General features: G+C 50.1%; 10 protein-coding genes and 3 pseudogenes. 8 read left to right on the forward strand and 5 right to left on the reverse strand.

Features of this window, described 5'->3' with window-relative positions; all coding sequences use genetic code 11:
- Nucleotides 1–5: 5 nt before the first annotated feature.
- Entirely contained in the window at nt 6–1,031 is a 1,026-nt protein-coding gene (locus tag FE839_RS18510; protein ID WP_171034923.1) for an IS630 family transposase, read from the reverse strand.
- A gap of 55 nt (nt 1,032–1,086) precedes the next feature.
- Between FE839_RS18510 and FE839_RS18515 the strand changes: the two are divergent.
- The 5 genes and pseudogenes from FE839_RS18515 to FE839_RS18540 all read left to right on the forward strand — a co-directional run.
- Nucleotides 1,087–1,278 (forward strand): annotated as a pseudogene (locus tag FE839_RS18515) (Tn3 family transposase); the annotation flags it as partial.
- Nucleotides 1,279–1,635: 357 nt separating this feature from the next.
- The gene (locus FE839_RS18520) at nt 1,636–2,136 is read left to right on the forward strand and encodes a hypothetical protein (RefSeq protein WP_241675645.1); all 501 of its coding nucleotides are present in this window, start codon (nt 1,636–1,638) and stop codon (nt 2,134–2,136) included.
- Nucleotides 2,137–2,713: 577 nt separating this feature from the next.
- Entirely contained in the window at nt 2,714–3,019 is a 306-nt protein-coding gene (locus FE839_RS24925) for a CPBP family intramembrane glutamic endopeptidase (RefSeq protein WP_260607866.1), read from the forward strand.
- A 2-nt stretch (nt 3,020–3,021) separates the two neighbouring features.
- On the forward strand, nt 3,022–4,275 hold the full coding sequence (locus tag FE839_RS18535; protein ID WP_138362247.1) for an HlyD family secretion protein: 1,254 nt from the start codon (nt 3,022–3,024) through the stop codon (nt 4,273–4,275).
- Nucleotides 4,275–6,461: a peptidase domain-containing ABC transporter gene (locus tag FE839_RS18540; RefSeq protein WP_138362248.1), complete on the forward strand. Its 2,187-nt coding sequence runs from the start codon at nt 4,275–4,277 to the stop codon at nt 6,459–6,461. Before FE839_RS18535 ends, FE839_RS18540 begins: the two co-directional genes overlap by 1 nt.
- Here the strand turns inward: FE839_RS18540 and FE839_RS18545 are convergent.
- From FE839_RS18545 to pqqU, 3 genes and pseudogenes are all read right to left on the reverse strand, one after another.
- Nucleotides 6,436–6,534, reverse strand: a pseudogene (locus tag FE839_RS18545) (IS1 family transposase); the annotation flags it as partial. The gene FE839_RS18540 and the pseudogene FE839_RS18545 sit on opposite strands and share 26 nt — an antisense overlap.
- Before the next feature lie 134 nt (nt 6,535–6,668).
- Nucleotides 6,669–7,275 (reverse strand): annotated as a pseudogene (locus FE839_RS18550) (nucleoside hydrolase); the annotation flags it as partial.
- A 141-nt stretch (nt 7,276–7,416) separates the two neighbouring features.
- Nucleotides 7,417–9,528 carry a TonB-dependent receptor PqqU gene (gene pqqU, locus FE839_RS18555; protein WP_171034914.1) on the reverse strand — a complete coding sequence of 704 codons (2,112 nt, stop codon included), beginning with the start codon at nt 9,526–9,528 and terminating at the stop codon, nt 7,417–7,419.
- A gap of 262 nt (nt 9,529–9,790) precedes the next feature.
- On the opposite strand from pqqU, the gene yncE reads away from it, so the two are divergent.
- Nucleotides 9,791–10,852: a 7-bladed beta-propeller protein YncE gene (gene yncE, locus FE839_RS18560; RefSeq protein WP_138362249.1), complete on the forward strand. Its 1,062-nt coding sequence runs from the start codon at nt 9,791–9,793 to the stop codon at nt 10,850–10,852.
- A gap of 284 nt (nt 10,853–11,136) precedes the next feature.
- Nucleotides 11,137–11,358, forward strand: a complete 222-nt coding sequence (locus tag FE839_RS18565; protein ID WP_138362250.1) for a YgdI/YgdR family lipoprotein — start codon at nt 11,137–11,139, stop codon at nt 11,356–11,358.
- A 49-nt stretch (nt 11,359–11,407) separates the two neighbouring features.
- On the opposite strand, the gene ansP is transcribed toward FE839_RS18565, so the two are convergent.
- Entirely contained in the window at nt 11,408–12,865 is a 1,458-nt protein-coding gene (gene ansP, locus FE839_RS18570; RefSeq protein ID WP_138362251.1) for an L-asparagine permease, read from the reverse strand.
- Between the two features lie 277 nt (nt 12,866–13,142).
- Here ansP and FE839_RS18575 point away from each other — a divergent pair, with 277 nt between their 5' ends.
- The gene (locus tag FE839_RS18575; protein WP_138362252.1) at nt 13,143–13,679 is read left to right on the forward strand and encodes an AAA family ATPase; all 537 of its coding nucleotides are present in this window, start codon (nt 13,143–13,145) and stop codon (nt 13,677–13,679) included.
- The last annotated feature ends 37 nt before the right edge of the window (nt 13,680–13,716 follow it).

The following is a 13,716-nucleotide window of genomic DNA, read 5'->3' on the forward strand; positions in this document are numbered from 1 at the left end:
AAACTTCAAGACGCGGGTTTGAGTACCTGAAAGTGATCGTTAATTCTGGACGTCAGAGAACCCGCTATTCCCGGTAGCGTATGATCGAAAAATTCAGATATTGTATCCCTGAACTCCCTGCTACTACCGAAGTAGCGATTATTCCGGGCATGTTCGTTCATTAATTTCCACATTCGTTCTATCGGATTCAGGTCTGGACTGTACGGCGGGAGATAGTGGAGTTTTATATTTACCACTTCCGCCCAGTCTTTCACTAAAAGTGAACGGTGATAACCCGCACCATCCAGAATAACATGAACTTTCTGGTGATAATCCGGATAAATTTTACGTATCTCATTGAAAAAACGAGATACGTTGTATTCATTAATCGTTTTATATTCGCAGATTATCGGGTGTCCCGGAGCCTTCAGATTCAGCGCCCCCATAATATTCAGCCGTGTACGACTGCCTGTTGTTTTTACCGCTTTTCTCTGGCCTTTGCGTATCCAGCCATAACTGATTTTAGTGGCCTGAGTCGGATGGACTGCATCAATAAAAAGAACCGGTTCATCACCCGCGGTGGCTTTGAGTTCTTCATAATATTCAATGAATTGCTTTTGTTTCTCTTCACTGAATTTATGCGGGACGCCTGACGGTTTTTTGTAAGTAAAGCCGTTACGATGCAGCCACTTGTTCATTCCCGGAACGCTGAAAACGATATTCCATGTCCGGGCAACAAACTCGATAACTTCATGGGTATGGTGAAACAGATTATCGGTCAACTGGCTGATTAAAAAGCTCGTTTGCTCGGCATTAAGTTTACTGTCTGAACCGCCATTTTCGGGTTTCAGTTTCCCTTTGTTCAGAAACTCGCTGATATGGTGGTCAACGGTTGTCTGATGCAGGCGCAAAGCCTGAGCGATCATAGCGGAACTCCAACCTTCGGAAGCCAGAAGAATGGCTTTAATACGATCTCTGACCCGCCCGTCACGACTGGAGTCATGAAGACGTTCAAGGTCATTTTTTTGTTGGTCGGTGATGAAGATTTTCATGGGGGACAGCATGCTCTCCTGTTACTGAAAAATCAAGCATCTTCAATGATCACGGGTATATATGGAAAGGGCGATCGAAGCCCTGAAGCGTAAGGGACTAAAGATCAGCGAACAACTGCTGTCGCATTTGTCGCCGTTAGGCTGGGAACACATCAATCTGACAGGCGATTATATCTCGGATACCGGCTTCCGGTAAGTTTCGTCGGCTGAGGCCCGCTAAAGTAGAAAGGTCAAAAAACAACCTTAACGTACAATAATTTTCGATATCCAAACTGACCCCTCTATGCGCCTTTGGCGCATTCCTGGAATGCCTGCGCGCTGCTCGGCATTCTTAGGGGTTTGACGCTCAATGGAACGATTTCACACGTTAAACCTATTTAATCCGATAAATCAAAACATTGTGGACAGTGAAAAATGCGCCTAAAACGGTGTCTTTTTAATCGATAAATGGCACTTAACGGACACCGCTGTCCATTAATCGATTTTTCAGACGACTTTTCTCGCCTAGCGTGAGTTTTATTTCCGTTGAGCGTCAGATCCCTGACTCTGCTGCGACACCCACTGTTCGGTGGCTTTGAAGCCACAAACGCTACAGACTTTTGACTTGCAGCTCTACCAAAAAACGGAATCGAATGTAATTTACAATTTCTTACATAAATTCACTTTATGCATACATTTTGGTTGTGTGATATTAAAAGAACACTTTATATTAAAGTTTATAATAAGGTTTTTTATGACAAATATCAGAGAGTTGAGTTTTGATGAAATAGCCATAGTCAGTGGTGGTGAAGGGCATGGATCGGAAGTTAATCGTGACAAGCGGGACGCAAGAAATGCTCGCAATTCTCTTATTCAGGCTCGTCCATACAACGGACCCACTTATATTTACAGTGATCCGAGTACAGTCAAATGCGCTGATGCTGTCTTTGGTGGGATGATCGGAGGCGCAATTAAAGGTGGTGTTGTTGGAATGGCCAGGGGAACTATTGGTGGAGCCATTACCGGTCAGTGTCTTTCCGGCGGGGGAAATGGTAACGGAAACGGAAGTAAAGCTGGTTCCAGTAATTGCTCAGGAAGTAACGTCGGTGGTACCTGTAGTCGATAAGTAAGTATCAATGGAGGATACTATGGTGGTTTTTAAAATATTGTCTTTTATATTAAGTTTATTACTGGGTTTTGCGCTGTTAAGTGGTTCCTCCATAATCAACCTATCCTGGTTTTCATTTCCTGAGAGCTTTTCAAAAATAGTAATTACATTGATCACCTTATTTTCCACCGCTAGATTTACAGATATAGTTTTAGCGAAAATGAGGAAAATCATAAAGTGATGCCTGGTAATGAATGATCGTATGAGCCAATTTATATATAGCAAACACAATACTATTATTTTTTTTATAGTAGTTGCTATATCTACGATTGTGACGCTATCGCCAGCCGTGACGCTACATTATGTTGAACTGGATACTGCTTTTTACATTGTGTTTGTTACAGAAATTTTGATTTCAACTTTTGTTTATTTGTTTTATCTAAGAAAACTTTTTGAATCCAGTATAGAAATACAGGCGAGCTTAGTTTCAGTTAAATACTCAGTCGCTTCGCTTCTTATAATCATTGTTATACAGTTTGCTGTTTACTGCTATAGAGACTATTTGTATAATTACGAACCGACGCAGATAAACTGGATGACATTTTTAGTAATGACACTGGTAGTACCTTACTATGAAGAAATTGTGTACAGAGGTTGTGCTTTCGGGGTTATATGTTCAATCTACAGGAAGAATCTGTTCATTCCTTGTGTGGTTACGTCTGTGTTTTTTTGTCTAATGCATGGGCAGTATTATAACTTATTAGATCAGATGATCCTTTTTATTATATCGATGCTATTATTTTTAGTTAGAATAAAAAGTAGATCACTTTTTTATCCTATGCTTGTACACTCAGGCATGAACTTATTTGTTATTTTGTTAAACATTCAAAATATATTATAATTATGAGTATATTCAGGGAGGAAGCATTAAAGCATCACAGTGATGCCGAATACGGAAAGATTATCTTACCTGTATCATTTGGAATGTCTGTGTGCGCCATTGCTACGATATTTCTGGCTCTGGGCGCTGCATTATTTATTTGGTATGGAAGTTATACCCGCAAGGCTCATCTTACCGGTATCGTTATGCCTTCATCAGGACTGGTGAAAATAACACCGAAATACGCCGGATATGTCACCCGACAGACTGTTTCAGAAGGCCATCATGTCGTCGCTGGTGAACCCGTTTACCATGTCAGCGGCGAACATTATAACGGACAGGGCACAGGTATGCTGGCTGCCATGAGTATGTCCCTGAGAACTCAGTATACTATGCTGACTTCTCAGCAGGCTCTGGAATTGCATGACAACAGTCAACAGCAGCAAGCCATGCATCAGCGAATAGCGTCCCTGAAACAACAGGTTAAAAGTGCAGAGCAGCGTCTGGCGCTTGCCGGGCACCAGGCTGTGCTGGCTGTGTCCATTATGGGGCGTTATAAAAAACTTTCTGGTACACATTACGTATCAGATATCGAATATCAGCAGAAGCAAATTGAAGTTTCTGCGGCACAGCAAAACATTGAGGATCAGCGCCAGGGGCTTCTGCAACTACGTACTGCAATGGCGGCTGCTGAAGATGACCTTAACCATCTTATCGTTCAGGGAGAAAGCCGTAAGGCTGAGATAGACAGGCAGTTACAGGGGATCAGGCAACAGCAGGACGAAGTGGCCGGACAGGAGAACTTTACGTTGACGGCACCGGTATCCGGTACCGTTGCGGCGGTGCTGGTCAGGCAGGGACAATCCGTCAGAGCGTCGGAGCCAGTGATGACAGTAGTGCCGGATGACGCCAGCCTGCAGATAGAGCTCTATGCCACCAGTCAGAATGCAGGGTTCATCCAGCCGGGGCAGCGTGTAGCACTTCGGTTCGCCGCCTTCCCTTATCAAAAGTTTGGCGTTCAGTACGGGACTATCCGTGAGATAAGCCGTACAACGTTGACTCCTTCAGATTTACTCTCTGTATCCCCCGTAACCTGGAAAGAGAACGAAGGGCACTATCGCGTCATCGTCGAACCTGAGAATACCTTTATTCTGGCTTATGGAAAAAAAGAACCCCTGCGCCCCGGCATGGCCCTTGAGGGTGATGTCAGTCTGGATACCCGCCATTTGTGGGAGTGGCTGACAGAACCGCTCTGGAGTCTGAAAGGAAAACTGTAATGAATACACTTAAATGGGCAGCGAGAAAACAGCTTCCCCTCATCCGTCAGACAGAATCAGCGGAATGTGGTCTGGCATGTCTGGCAATGGTGGCCAGCTGGCATGGTCTGCAGACGGATCTACCCACACTCCGTGAACGTTTCAGTATTAGCACTCAGGGAATGACCCTGCAAAGACTGATTGAGTGTGCGGCCGGTATCCGGTTGTCTTCCCGCGCCGTAAGGCTGGAGCCGGAGGACCTGAAGTCCCTTTCTCTCCCCTGTATTCTCCACTGGAACATGAACCATTTCGTTGTGCTCTATAAAGTTCGTGGGAGCAGGCTGGTCATTCATGATCCGGACAAGGGAAAGGTAGCTCTATTTCTACAGGATGCAGGAAAACATTTCACCGGCGTCGCGCTGGAACTGACACCAGCCAGCGATTTTACCGCACGTGATGAAAGAAAAAAAATCCATTTGCGCCAACTGTCAGGTAAGACTTCGGGCCTGTTGCCATCAATGGTACGAATTATCGTTTTTGCTCTGGCGCTGGAAATCCTGGCACTCGCAAGTCCGCTTCTCAACCAGTTAGTAATTGACGAAGTACTGGTGGCTGCCGACAGGAGTCTGTTGACCGTCATTATTATTGCGTTGCTACTGCTGTCTCTGACACAGATGCTTCTCTCACTGGCACTTCAGTGGGCCAGTATTACCCTGTCCGTCAATTTCAACATGCAGTGGACAGCCCGGGTTTTCCATCATCTGGTGCGTCTTCCACTCGCCTGGTTTGATGCGCGCAGTAAGGGGAGTATCAATGCCCGTTTTGATGCAGTGAACACCATCCAGCAGGCGCTGACCACGCAGGTACTGGAAGGTATTTTGGATGTATTGCTCGTGATAACTGCGCTCTGCATGATGCTGCTATACAGTCCGGAAATGACGTTGATAGCCGCACTGGCCGCGATTCTCTACGGTTTGCTGAGAGCTCTATGGTATCCGTCCCTTCGACAGTCAGCAGAAGATGCCTGGGACGCAGGAGCCAGGGAGTCCGGGTATTTTCTTGAAACCCTCAATGGTATTCTGAGCCTGAGAATTAATGGTGTGACAGCGCATCGTGAGGCCGCCTGGCTGAATCTTAACGTCGTTCGCAGAAATACACAGCTGCGGCAGAGCCGTCTGCTGATGTGGTATGACATTGCGCATACCCTGACCGGTAGCATAGTATCGGCGGTAATTTTATGGAAAGGTGCCGGGGAAGTATTGAATGGTACGTTTACTGTCGGCATGTTGGTTGCTTATTTGTCCTATCAGATGCGTTTTTCATCCAGTATCAGCAGCCTGACCGATAAGTTTTTTTCCTGGCGGATGCTTGATGTCTACAACGAACGCCTAGCTGATATTGTGCTGACTCCGACAGAAGACCATCAGCGACAACCACCTCAGGAAGACAATTATACTTCTGTCTTCCCGTCCCCATTACGGGGATATGTGACAGATGATGCCCACCCCCCTTTATCCCTTGATCACATTACCTTCAGTCACAAGGGCGGGAATAAACCGTTACTCCGTGGGGTGTCGCTAACACTCCATCCAGGTGAAGTGGTCGCCATTACCGGTAAATCAGGATGCGGAAAATCGACGCTGGTGAAACTTATTCTTGGAATTCATGTCCCTGATGAAGGAACGGTCAGAACATTTGGCATACCGCAAACAAACCCCGATTATTTTCAGGTACGCCAGCGGATTGGTACCGTACTGCAGGATGATCACCTTTTCAGGGGATCTATTGCAGATAACATCATTTTCTTCAGTGAAGACCGCAATCAGGAAAGAATGGTCCATTGTGCCCGTCTGGCGCTCATTGACATCGACATCATGGCAATGCCGATGGGATATCAGACATTAATCGGTGAAACCGGTGGTGGGCTTTCCGGAGGGCAAAAGCAACGTATTTTGCTGGCAAGAGCGTTGTACAAAAAACCGGGTTTTTTGTTACTAGATGAAGCAACCAGCCACCTTGATGTTGAGAGTGAAATCCAGATAAGCCAGACGCTGCGCGAACTGGAACTACCTGTCCTACTGATTGCCCATCGTCCCGGAACCATTGCCTCTGCAGACAGGGTTCTGTCTCTGGCTGACGGATATTTTACTGAATTGAAACATCAGCGGGTAATGCCTCCAATTAGTAGAACATGTATTTCTCAATGAAGGAACCGATGAGTTTTTCATGCAGTTCAACAGAATGTGAGAAACAGATAGTCCGGCGAGCCAGACGCTTGATTGATAGGATTTAAAACCCCAAAATGGACAAAACTTAACCACAAAATGGCATGCTGAACTGACGCGGTTTTGTTGTTTTACCAATTAATCATTCAGCACTCATCGGTATTGTGTAAGCGTTAAGTAAGCGCCGTATTGACGGCTATCAACGTGGATTTGCGCTTTGTGGGTCACATCCAGTCCGGCCATTACCACAGGAATTCCTGACTGGAAAACGATCTCGGCGGCTTCCGGGTCGACATAGATATTAAATTCGACCGCAGGTTGCCAGTTACCCAGCACCATCGCGCCGCCCATAATCACAATGCGGGCGATTTTGGCATGCAGGTCAGGGTAGCTGTTGAGCAAGAGGGCGACGTTGGTTTGCGGCCCGGTGGCGACGATAGTTACCGGCTCAATGCTTTCACGCAGGGTTTTGGCCATTAACTCTACGGCGGTACAGGCGTGTGGGGCAAAGCCTGGCCGGCAGCGCCGGGCCATCAAGCCCGCTTTCGCCATGCACATTATCAGCGATAATCAATTCCCGCATCAACGGCTTGAGCGCGCCGCCAGCAACCGGAATATCCGGACGTTTAAGCAGGGTCAGCATCCGTAGCACATTGCGCAATGTTTTGTCCGGCGTCTGGTTTCCGGCAGATGACGTGACGGCTTTCACATCAAGTTCAGGCGACGCGAGGGCAAGAACGAGGGCAATCGCGTCATCATGACCGGGATCGCAATCAATAATAACGGGGAGTGTCATGGTGGTTCCTTATTGGCATTGTTTTGTGACAAGGATAACGCTTTGAAAGAAAGTGGACGAGAGGCGGAGTTGCGAAGCGTGATGGAGAGTGGATTAAGCATGAAGCGCGCAGCCCTGGAATAGGGCTGCGCTAAAGGCGTCTTACTCAAATCGCCATGCGAGATCCAAACCGATACCGTAGTTACGTCCCGGTGCTGGTTCAAAGTAGCGGCCGTTGGATTCATTAACGATAACCGAGCCCGCATAGCGGCGGTCGAACAGGTTATCGACGCGGCCAAACAGGTCGATATCCAGCTTGCTGTAGTGCCATTTATAGCCGGTCGTCAGGCCGACCACCGTCCATGAAGGCGCTTTCGCGGTATTTTTGTCATTGGCCATCATATCGCTCAAATAGCGAATATCACTGCCTGCGTACCAGCCGTGCTCGGGCTGATAGCCGAAGGAGGCATAGCCCATATTACGGGCGATCCCCGGAATACGATTGCCTTTGCAATTGGCATCGTTGCAGACATTTGTGCGATAGGTTGCATCCAGCCAGGTCCAGGCCGCTTTTAAACGCCAGCTGTCGCCGAACTGCTGATCCAGCCCCAGTTCCATACCTTGTCGACGGGTCTTACCTGCGTTCTTGTAGCTGGTGCGCCCGCCGCTGCTGGCGTCGACAACAATCTCATTATCGGTATCGGTCTGGAATAGCGCCGCCGTTAACAAACCATTGCCGATACGCGTCTTGCTGCCAATTTCCACGGTTTTATTGGTCGACGGTTTCAGGGCAAAATTAAGCCCGCTTTGGTTGCCGGAACGGTAAGAAAGTTCGTTAATCGTTGGGGTTTCAAAGCCGCGACCGGCGGACACATACAGATTCCACGCGTCGGTGACGGCATATTTCAGCGATCCTGCGGGTAGCCACTTATGATAACTGGCGTCGCCGCTGTCATCACCATTGCCGGAGGTAATATAGTCATCATTGGAATCGAACCATACCGAGCTGTAACGAACGCCCGCATCCAGCGAAAGTTTTTCGCTGAGCTGCCATCGGGTTTGCAGGTAGGGATCGAGATTCCACATCAGGTTACGTTCGTTACGGCGCAGATTGCCTTTTTCTCCGTACTGCACTGCACCGTTGCTGATCACGAAGTTTTCGAAACCTTTACGCCGCTCAGTCATGGTTTCGTAATCAAGGCCGGTGGTAAAGGTGACTGGTACCAGCAGTTCGCCACGGTGGGTCCAGCGGGTATCAATTCCCTGATAGTGTCGCGTCAGTTCAATCACGCCGCCAGCGTGGCTGGCATTGAGCTGTGGATCGCGGGGAATGGACTGATACTGCGTGGTTTCGCGCTCTCCGGCGTACATCATTACGCTCAGGTCATCCTGCTCGCTCAACTGGCGCGCGTAGCGCAGGCCTGCCTGGGTCTGCTTGATGGTTTTACGGGTGTTGTACTGATCGCCGCGAGGAGACTGGCGCGGATTGTTCTGCCATTCGTCATAGCTCAGGCCGCCTGCGTCATTAGCTTTGATATCCACGCTGTTAAACAGCAGCGTCAGTTTGCTGGCATCATCAATCCGCACGCCCAGTTTGGCGTTCGCGAGATTTTTACGCGCACCGCTATGGTCGCGGGAACCGTGGGTGGTGAAACGGTTGGTGGAAACGACATAGTCGACATCCCCCGCATGGCTTCCATCGCCGACCGCACCGGTCGCTTTCAGACCGTAATGCCAGGTGCCGAAGCTGCCATAATAGCTGCTGGCCTCAATGGTTGGCGGCTGACTGCCGGTCTGGCTGGTGGCATTAATCACCCCGCCGGAAGAGTTGCCATATAATGCTGAAAAAGGCCCGCGCAGGATTTCAATTGAATCAAGACTGGCAATATCAATATTTGACGTCTGTCCCTGACCATCAGGCATGGTAGCCGGAATGCCATCGACGTAAATACGCAGCCCGCGTACGCCGTAGGTCGAACGGGAACCAAAACCGCGAACAGAAAGCTGCAGATCCTGGGCATAGTTTTGTCGGTTTTGTATCTGTAACCCCGGAACCGCGCCCAGCGACTCAGAAAGGTTTACCCGTGGTGCGGCCTGGCGCATTTCATCGCCATTAACCACGCTAACGGCGGCGGGGGTATCGAGTTCAGAAACCGTGGACGGCGTGGCGGTGACCAGCAGGGTTTGTTCAGCGGCGCTGGCCGTTGGCTGCGTGGCAAAAAACGGTAAAAGCAGAGAGGGCAGCGCGGTGGCGCGCACGGAAAGGATTTTCATTAAAGTGACTCGCAAACGAACCAAACGGAACATAACGCTATATGTTAACTTGTTTGTAAATATTTTGAAAAGAACTAGCGGCATTTAAGTTAACGAATGACGAGGGGTTGGTGATATCCCGGGCATAAAACAGAATTAACGCTCCACATTAAGATAAATAATGATTACTATTCGCATTCCGAAGAGTAGCGCAAGGCAATGATTTTGCGCCACGGAAGCACCATCGACCCGGCATATATTTGTTTTATCAAAGGGAGTTCTCATGTCATTACGTCATCTGTCCGCGCCACGTCTGCGCCGTTCACTCTTGTTAACTTCGTTACTGCTGGCAGGAAGCTTCAGCGCCCATGCGGCGGAAGAAATGCTGCGTAAGGCCGTCGGCAAGGGGGCATACGAAATGGCCTATAGCCAGCAGGAGAACGCGTTGTGGGTCGCCACTTCGCAAAGCCGTTCGTTGGATAAAGGCGGAATTGTTTATCGTCTCGATCCAACGACGCTCGACGTGACGCAAATTATTCATAACGATCTGAAACCGTTTGGCGCGACCATCAACAACGCCACCCAGACGCTGTGGTTTGGCAATACCCTTGACAGCACGGTAACAGCTATCGATGCCAAAACCGGCAAAGTGAAAGGGCGTCTGGTGCTGGATCCGCGTGAGCGTAGCGAAACCGTGCGTCCGCTGGCTCCACGTGAACTGGCGGTTAATGAGAAAACGAACACGATCTATATCACCGGTCTGGGCAAAGAGAGCGTGATCTGGGTGGTTGATGGCGATAAGCTGACGCTAAAAGATACCATCGCCAATACCGGCGCGATGGCGACAGGCCTGGCGGTGGACCCGGAGGCGAACCGTATCTACACCACGAACGCCGATGGCGAACTGGTGACAATCGACAGCACAACCAACAAGATCCTGTCGCGTAAGAAGCTGCTGGATGATGGGAAAGAGCACTTCTACCTGAACCTGAGCCTGGATACTGCCGGGCATCGTGCCTTTATCACCGACAGTAAGCAGCCTGACGTGCTGGTGGTCGATACGCGCAATGGTAACGTGCTGGAGAAAATCGCCGCGCCAGAATCGCTGGCGGTGCTGTTTAACCCGGCCCGCAATGAGGCCTACGTGACCCATCGCAAAGCCGGTGAAGTGAGCGTGATTGATGGTAAGACTTACAAAGTGGTTAAAACCTTCAAAACCCCGACGCATCCGAACAGCCTGACGCTCTCACCTGATGGTAAAACGTTGTACGTCAGCGTGAAGCAGGAATCAACGCGCCAGAAAGAAGCCACCCAACCGGATGATGTTATCCGCATTGCACTGTGATCTGGACAGGAGGGAAAATTCCCTCCTGTGAGTTGTACTCGCATTTTTGCCGGATGACGGTTTTGCCTTATCCGGCCTGTAAAATCCATCATTTCCCGTCAGCGAAGCGCCGCCGGGTGACTGCTGCAAACAGCACTTGCGACTATGCTGCGCGAAGAGGTCATCCTTGCTTTTTTCCTGAATCACCTTCTGTTACAAACACTTATTAGCCGGGTAAATATAATGGTTATACACTTAAGACTTTCCTGCCTTCGCGGGAAAGGGATATTCATTCTGGAGAAAAGATGAAAAAATCATTAATGGTTGTCTGCGCTGGCACGCTGCTGGCTCTTCTGGCGGGCTGTAGCTCAAACTATGTGATGACGACGAAAAGCGGACAGACGATTGTAACGCAAGGCAAACCAAAGCTGGATAAAGATACCGGCATGACCAGCTATACCGATGAATCAGGCAATAAACGCCAGATTAACAGCAGCGACGTTGCGCAACTGGTGGAAGATAATTAAGTCCTGAAGTAGCGGTTTGCCCACCGGGGCAAACCGTAAACGTGATTGATTACTGCTTTTCAATACCTGGCGCGGTGCTGTGAATAGCATGCACGCGTTTACGCACGCCAAACCACCCGGCCACCAGCAATACGGCAATCAGCGGAATTGAGCCAATAGTATAAGTGCCATTCGGGTAATCGAACGCCATCAGCACCAGTACGCTAAGTAAAAACAACAGAGTCAGCCAGGAAGTAAAAGGCGCCCCTGGCATCCTGAAGCTGACATCCGCCGCTTTTCCTTCCTTTATGGCCTGACGCAGACGCATCTGGCAAATCACAATAAATCCCCACGACGCGATAATGCCCAACGAGGCGACGTTAAGGACAATTTCAAATACCTGTGAAGGCACCAGATAGTTGAGGAACACCCCGACCACATAGACCGCCAGCGTCGCCAGAATGCCGGCATAGGGGACGTGATGACGGCTCATTTTCGACATAAACTTCGGTGCGGATCCCCCCATCGACATGGATCGCAGGATACGCCCGGTGGAATAGAGGCCGGAGTTAAGGCTGGAGAGGGCGGCGGTTAACACCACGATATTCATGATGCTGCCAACATAGGGTACGCCGAGCTTTGAGAAGAAGGTGACAAACGGACTCTGTCCGGCCTGGTAGGCGTTCCACGGCAGGAGCAGCACCAGCAGCAGTACCGAACCAACGTAGAACAGACCGATACGCCAGATCACGCTATTAATGGCGCGCGGCACCATGGTCTGCGGATCTTTACACTCGCCTGCGGCGGTGCCCACCAGCTCAATGGAAGCGAAGGCGAAAACCACACCCTGTACCAGCACCAGCGCTGGCAGCAGGCCGTGCGGAAAGAGGCCGCCGTTATCGGTGATCAGGTGAAAACCGGTGGCATTGCCGTCCAGCGGCTTACCGCTGCCGAGAAAGACAGTCCCCACCACCAGAAAGATAACAATCGCCAGCACTTTCACCAGCGCAAACCAGAACTCCATCTCGGCGAACCATTTGACGCCAATCATATTCATGGTGCCGACAATCGCCAGCGCGCCGAGGGCGAAAACCCACTGGGGAACGTCGCCGAATGCGCCCCAATAGTGCATATACAATGCGACGGCGGTGATATCGACAATCCCGGTCATCGCCCAGTTAATAAAGTACATCCAGCCCGCGACGTAGGCCGCTTTCTCACCGAGAAACTCACGGGCGTAGGAGACGAAGCTACCGCTGGAAGGGCGATGAAGAACCAGTTCGCCCAATGCACGTAAAATAAAAAACGAAAAGATACCGCAAACCAGATAGACCAGCGCCAGGGCGGGACCTGCCATCTGTAAGCGTGCGCCCGCGCCGAGAAACAGGCCGGTACCGATAGCGCCGCCGATGGCGATCATCTGTACCTGACGGTTGCCCATCGCCTTGTGATAGCCGGAATCCTGCGCGTTTAGCCAGTGGCGTTTCGCGGCGTGCTGCTCCGCCACGCCAGAATGTTTTGTCTTCATTGGTGTCGCTATTTTCCTGTCAGTGTCGATGAAGTAGGTTGTGATGCCGGCTTTCTCATCATTCTGATGAATGAGATAAGCCAGCATGGCGGAGAATCCTACACGCATCGCAAAACAGACGCACGTAAAACATGACGAGACAGCACTTGCTTATAGATCAAGGAGATCGGATCGCTCAGCGCAGAAGGCGCGCCGGGAGGACGCCGGAAAAATTTTGCTCATCGTTTTGTGGTAATTACGCTATGATGCTCGGCCCGCATTTGCCCGAGAGACAACGATGAAAATCAATGTAGTAGGGACCAGCGGCGTCGGCAAATCTACTCTCGCGCGTCGGCTGGCTCAGGAACTGTCATTACCCTATATCGAAATGGATGTACTCTACTGGTTACCTCAGTGGCAAGGCACGCCAGATGATCTGTTTTTCGCTAAACTCGCCGCGGCTACCGCCGGACCTGGCTGGGTCCTTGACGGCAACTACAACCGCAGTCGTCCGGTAAAATGGCGCGATGTGGATCTCGTTGTGTGGGTGGATTACGGTTTCTGGCGCACCCTCCGCCAGGCGGTATCGCGAGCGGTTTCCCGTGCTTTTCACCAGCAAGAACTGTGGCCAGGTACCGGCAATCGCGAAACGTTCCGTCGTTCTTTCTTTAGTCGCGAATCCATTATTCTCTGGACGCTGAAAACCTGGCGTAAGAATCGCCAGCGCTATCAGGCGGATATGTTCGATCCGCAGTATCAACATATCCGCTTTGTGCGTTTACGCAACCAACAGCAGGCCGAGGCGTTGGTGCGCGAGCTGCAGCACCTGAGCTGAGCGCGGAACAGGCCCAACGCCCTCGTCTCCCGAGTCT

This window comes from Klebsiella indica, assembly GCF_005860775.1.
Classification (GTDB): domain Bacteria; phylum Pseudomonadota; class Gammaproteobacteria; order Enterobacterales; family Enterobacteriaceae; genus Klebsiella; species Klebsiella indica.